6 protein-coding genes are annotated in these 5,286 nt (G+C 66.0%); 5 read left to right on the top strand and 1 reads right to left on the bottom strand.

The window, feature by feature from the left end; all coding sequences use genetic code 11:
• Window positions 1–51: 51 nt before the first annotated feature.
• Window positions 52–1,002, bottom strand: coding sequence for a peptidylprolyl isomerase (locus K9L28_11500; protein ID MCF7936953.1), 951 nt, complete (start codon window positions 1,000–1,002; stop codon window positions 52–54).
• A gap of 175 nt (window positions 1,003–1,177) precedes the next feature.
• On the opposite strand from K9L28_11500, the gene K9L28_11495 reads away from it, so the two are divergent.
• The 5 genes from K9L28_11495 to K9L28_11475 form a co-directional block, all read left to right on the top strand.
• Complete coding sequence (locus K9L28_11495) at window positions 1,178–1,780, top strand: nitroreductase family protein (protein MCF7936952.1); 603 nt, start codon at window positions 1,178–1,180, stop codon at window positions 1,778–1,780.
• The gene (locus tag K9L28_11490; protein MCF7936951.1) at window positions 1,777–2,676 is read left to right on the top strand and encodes a hypothetical protein; all 900 of its coding nucleotides are present in this window, start codon (window positions 1,777–1,779) and stop codon (window positions 2,674–2,676) included. The genes K9L28_11495 and K9L28_11490 overlap by 4 nt, the downstream gene beginning before the upstream one ends.
• A gap of 60 nt (window positions 2,677–2,736) precedes the next feature.
• On the top strand, window positions 2,737–3,657 hold the full coding sequence (locus K9L28_11485; GenBank protein MCF7936950.1) for a DMT family transporter: 921 nt from the start codon (window positions 2,737–2,739) through the stop codon (window positions 3,655–3,657).
• A 61-nt stretch (window positions 3,658–3,718) separates the two neighbouring features.
• On the top strand, window positions 3,719–4,006 hold the full coding sequence (locus tag K9L28_11480; protein ID MCF7936949.1) for an ACT domain-containing protein: 288 nt from the start codon (window positions 3,719–3,721) through the stop codon (window positions 4,004–4,006).
• Window positions 4,007–4,015: 9 nt separating this feature from the next.
• A partial coding sequence (locus K9L28_11475) for a PFL family protein (protein ID MCF7936948.1) occupies window positions 4,016–5,286 on the top strand: 1,271 nt, incomplete at its 3' end.

Here is a 5,286-nt window from a genome sequence, read left to right as displayed (position 1 = left end):
CGCGGCCGGGGCGCGTCGCTGTCGCTCTGTCGTCGAACCCGTCGGTGGGTCCTAGTTGTCTTCCTTGTTCTCCTCGCCGGCCTTGTCCTGCTTCTTCGGTTCGGCGGTGATCTCCACGGGGAACTGCTCGTGCAGCTCCTCCAGCTTGCTCTCGTAGAGTTCGCGCTGCTTCTGCTGGGCCAGCTGCTTCTGGATCTCGCCCTGCACATCCTCGAAGGGCTTCTGCTCCGCCGCCTTCTTTGCGGAGACCATGATGATATGGTAGCCGTACTTGGTCTTCACGGGATCGCTGATGTCGCCGGATTCCAGGGCGAAGGCGACCTCCTCGAATTCGGGGACCACGTCGCCCCGGGAGATGGTGCCCAGTTTGCCGCCCTCCTTGCCAGTGGGGCCTTCGGAGTATTCCCTGGCGGCCACGTCGAAGGAGACGCCCTCTTCAACGATCTCGTTACGCACCTCCACAGCCTTGTCCTCGCTGGAGACAAGGATGTGGCTGACCTCCACCTGCTCCTTGGTCATGAAGTCCTTGCTGTTGGCGTCGTAGTATTCCTTTTCCTCTTTCTCGGTGACCGTCACGTCACCGAGAAGCTGCTGGAGGGCGTACTGCCGGACGAGGTCGCTTTTCAGCATTTCCAGCTGCTGCTGGAAAGCCTCTTCCTCGGAGACGTTGAGCTCCTTGCCCCAGAGGTAGATGAGCTCCCTGTTGATGAGCTGCTCCAGGAGCCGCTGCTGGCCCTGTGGGGTGGCGAAGAACATGGCCTGTCGCGGTTCGAGGTTCTGCAGCACCGCCATGAGATCGCCCTGGGTGATCGCCCGGTCGCCGACCTTGGCGAGTACCTTGTCGGGATCGGCCTTCTGTTCGGTGCTCCCTGCCGCCGGCTGGTCGGGGCTTGCGAAGGAGAAGGACGATTCGTCGGCCGTTTCCGTCTGTGCCGCCGCGACTGCCGTGCAGGCCATCAGGAGAACCAGAAGTGCCACCATTACGCGTGATACCTTCATCATTGATCTTGTACCTCCCTGTGCGATGATAAGCGCGGCAAGTGTAGCATCTCCGGCGGTCTGCGTAAAAGCCGCCATTTGACTGAAAAGGTCCGCAGCCGCTCTCTTCGCTGCGGGGCGGCGGGCCCTGGTATAATACGAATGGATGTACATATCAATCATGAAGGAGGTGCGCCCGATGGAAAAACCTGCAGCCACAGAGATGGAGATAGCGGAGCTCATCAAGCGCCGCTGGAGTCCCCGGGCCTTCGATCCCCGGCCGGTGGAGCGTGTCAGGCTGATGCGGGTTCTGGAGGCCGCCCGGTGGGCGCCGAGCGCCTTCAACGAGCAACCCTGGCGTTTCCTTGTCGCCCCCCGGGAGGACAACGAGGCCTTCGCCCGGATGCTGCGCTGTCTTGTGGAGGCCAACCGGGTCTGGGCGAAGAACGCTGGCGTGCTGCTCGTTGGGGTCTCCAGAGAGGTGTTTACCCTGAACGGCAAGGAGAACCGGCACTACGCCCACGATATGGGGCTGGCCGTGGAGAACATGATGTTGCAGGCCGTGTCCGAAGGGCTCTTCGCCCACGCCATGGCCGGGTTCTCGCGCAGGAAGGTCCGCGAGACCTACGGGGTGCCCGGGGGCTTTGAACCGGTGGTGGCGGTGGCCGTCGGCCATCCCGGGGATGCCTCCTCACTGCCCGATGACGCGGCCGAACAGGAGCGTGCGTCCCGGGAGCGGAAGCCGCTGGCCGAGATCGCTTTCGAAGACGGCTGGAACGTGCCGCTGCGCAGTAGCGAATGAGACTGATCTCCACGTTGATGGATCGGCTCCGTTCCCTCCGGCGCCGCCTTGGCGCCCTGTCCGGAAGGATGCGTTCCCTGCTGCGCCGGCGGAAGACCGGTGAGGAGGAGCCCGCTGAAGAGGAGGCCGCCGAAACCGGGGAAGCGACCTCCGAAACGGCCGAGGAATCACCGGAGGAGGCGGAAGACGCCCCTCCCGATGAAGAGGAGCCTCCTGCGGAGCACGAGGGTTCCCCTCCGGAGGAGGAATCCCCACCGGAGGAGGGGGGCCGTGGGGTGCGACGGCGCCTTGTGCCTCTCTTCAGGCGCACTCTTGGTTTCCTGCGTCCGGTAGCTGGGAGCATCCTTCCCCTTCTGCGCGGGCATCCCCGTATCCTGGCAGGCGTCCTTGCGGTTGTCGTCCTGGCCGGCGCGGCGCTGCTGGTTCTGCCCATGCTGTTCCCCGGTGGGGAGGAGGGGATCGACCTCGCAGAGGCCGGCAGGGTGGAGCTCTTCCTCTTCAGTCCCTTCGGCTTTCCCCTCGCCGGGGAACACTGGAACCAGGTGGCCACACTGCCGGGCATGGAGGGCCATGCCTTCGCCACCCCCGGATCCGCCCCGCCGGGGCGGCATACCCTGGAAGGCGACGGGCTCCGGATCAGTCTGGTGGTCTCCGGGGACCTGCTGCAGCCTGAGGCCATCACGGTGACCGATCCGTCGGTCCCCGTACGTTGGGGGCTGCGGGTGGGCTCCTACCGCGAGGATGTGCTCTACTCGCTGGGCTCCCCCGACAGGCGCTCGGAGGAACGGCTTGTCTACACCACTCCGGCGGGGGACGAGGCTGTCTTTACCGTCGACGGCGGCCGGGTGGCCCGGATCGCCTGGCGGTACAGCACGCCGATCCGGGTGGTGCCCTGACGCGTGCCGGGACGAGAAAGGATGGGAAACGAGCAGGTGCGAAATCGCAAGGAAGCGGACATGTCTGCAAGCCAACAGTCCGGGGGAGAGGCGGCGGCCTCTCCCTTTCTGGCGCTCGGAATGCTGATGGCGGCCACCGCCGTGGTTTCCTGGGGGGCTTCCTTTACGGCGACGAAGATCGCCCTGCGGGGGGCCTCGCCGCTGACCATCATATGGATCCGGTTCGGCCTGGGCATTGTGATCCTCCTGCCTGTGCTGCTGGGGAAGGGCCGATCGCTGCCCCGGGGGCGGGAGTGGCTGACCTGCGGTCTGCTGGGCTTTCTGGGGGTGCCGGTCCACCAGCTGCTGCAGACCACCGGACTGAAGACCGCTCAGGCGGCCACCTCGGCCTGGATCATCTCCACCATGCCTGTCTTCATCGCCCTCCTGGGGTTCTGTCTCCTCGGGGAGCGCCTCCGGAGGATCGGCGTGCTGGGGATCGCCCTGGCTGCAGGGGGTGTGCTCCTGGTGGTCTCCAACGGCGATCTCGCTGCCCTCAAGCCGGGCGGGGCCGTGGGATTCGGGGACTTTCTGATCTTCTGCAGCGCCGTCAACTGGGCGGTCTATACGGTGCTCTCCCGGCGCTGGCTGGGCGGAGACAACCCCACCCGGACGCTGCTCTGGGCGATCATTCTGGGGTGGCTGATGACTACGGCGCTCTACGTGCTGCAGGGACCCACGGAGGAGCTGATGTCGCTTTCCGCGGCGACCTGGTGGAGTCTGGCTTTTCTCGGGTTCCTCTGCTCGGGTCTGGCCTACGCCTTCTGGAACGGGGCGCTCCAGATCCTGCCGGCCTCCCACGCCGGGGTCTTCATGTACCTGAACCCCCTGTCGGCCACGGCTGTGGCGGCGGTGCTTCTGGGCGAGGCCGTGACCTGGGCGACGCTGTCGGGGGGTGCCGCGATCCTGACCGGTGTCTGGATGGTCAACCGCTCGCGGTGATCGGGGGACGGCCCGGCGGACCATTGAGCGATACGGAACAATGAGGAAGGAGACGAAGAGAGTGAACGAACAGCAGGAAAACAGAGCGGTGATCACCGTGGTGGGACGCGATACCGTGGGGATCATCGCGGGGATCACCGGCGTGATCTCCGCGAAGGGGATCAACATCAAGGATATCAGCCAGACCATCGTGGGTGGTCTCTTTACCATGATCGCCGTGGTGGATCTGGCCACAGGCGCCGGGGATCTGGGCGAGCTCCGGGAGGCCCTGGAGAACGAGGGAAGGCGTCTGGGTGTCCAGGTAACGGTCCAGCACGAGGACGTCTTCAACTACATGCACAGGGTATAGGGGGTAGCGATGCAGACCATTTCCTTTGCTTCATCGGAGATTCTGGAGACCCTGCGCATGATCCAGGAGGAGCGGCTGGACCTCCGGACGGTGACCATGGGGATCTCCCTGATGGACTGCGCCGGACCGGACATGGCGGCCACCTGTCGGAAGGTGCGCGAACGGATCCTCACCAGGGCCGAGCAACTGGTGCCCGTTACCGAGGCGATTGAGCGGGACTACGGCATCCCCATTGTCAACAAGCGGGTCTCCGTGACACCCATTGCGCTGGTGGCGGCTGCCGCCGGCAGCGCTTCGCCGGTACCGCTGGCCGAAACGCTGGATCAGGCGGCCGCCGAGGTGGGGGCCGACTTCATCGGCGGCTACTCGGCCCTGGTCCACAAGGCCATGACCCGGGCCGATCTGGCGCTTATCGATTCCATCCCCGAAGCCCTGGCCGCGACGGAGCGGGTCTGTGCCTCCGTCAATCTGGGGTCAACGAGGTCGGGGATCAACATGGATGCGGTGCGGCAGATGGGGGATGTGATCAAGGCCACCGCCTCGAAGACCGGAGGCAGCGGCGGTCTGGGCTGCGCCAAACTGGTGGTCTTCTGCAACGCCCCGGAGGACAATCCCTTCATGGCCGGGGCCTTCCACGGCGTCGGCGAGGGGGACAGCGCCGTCAACGTGGGGATCAGCGGGCCCGGTGTGGTCCTGCAGGCGGTGAAGCGGCACCCCGATCTGGCTCTGGGCGAGCTGGCCGACCGGATCAAGCGGATGGCCTTCAAGATCACCAGGGCCGGCGAGCTGGTGGGCCGCGAGGCGGCCAAACGTCTCGGGACGCCCTTCGGCATCGTCGATCTCTCCCTGGCGCCCACCCCCGCGCCGGGGGACAGTGTGGCCGAGATCCTGGAGGCCATGGGGCTGGAGCAGTGCGGCACCCACGGGACCACGGCGGCGCTGGCCATGCTCAACGACGCCGTGAAGAAGGGCGGCGCCATGGCCACCTCCTATGTGGGCGGGCTGACCGGTGCCTTCATCCCCGTCAGCGAGGACGCCGGGATGATCCGCGCCGCCCGGGAGGGAACGCTTGCTCTGGACAAGCTGGAGGCCATGACCTGCGTCTGTTCCGTAGGGCTCGACATGGTGGCCGTCCCCGGAGACACGCCGGCCGAGACACTGAGCGCCATCATCGCCGACGAGGCGGCCATCGGGATGATCAACAACAAGACCACGGCGGTGCGCATCATCCCCGTTCCCGGAGGCCAGGTGGGTGACGAGGTGGAATTCGGCGGGCTGCT

The organism is Synergistales bacterium (assembly GCA_021736445.1).
In the GTDB taxonomy this organism is placed as follows: domain Bacteria; phylum Synergistota; class Synergistia; order Synergistales; family Aminiphilaceae; genus JAIPGA01.
The sequence above is the reverse complement of the archived record's forward strand: the minus strand, read 5'-3'. Positions and strand labels throughout refer to the sequence as shown.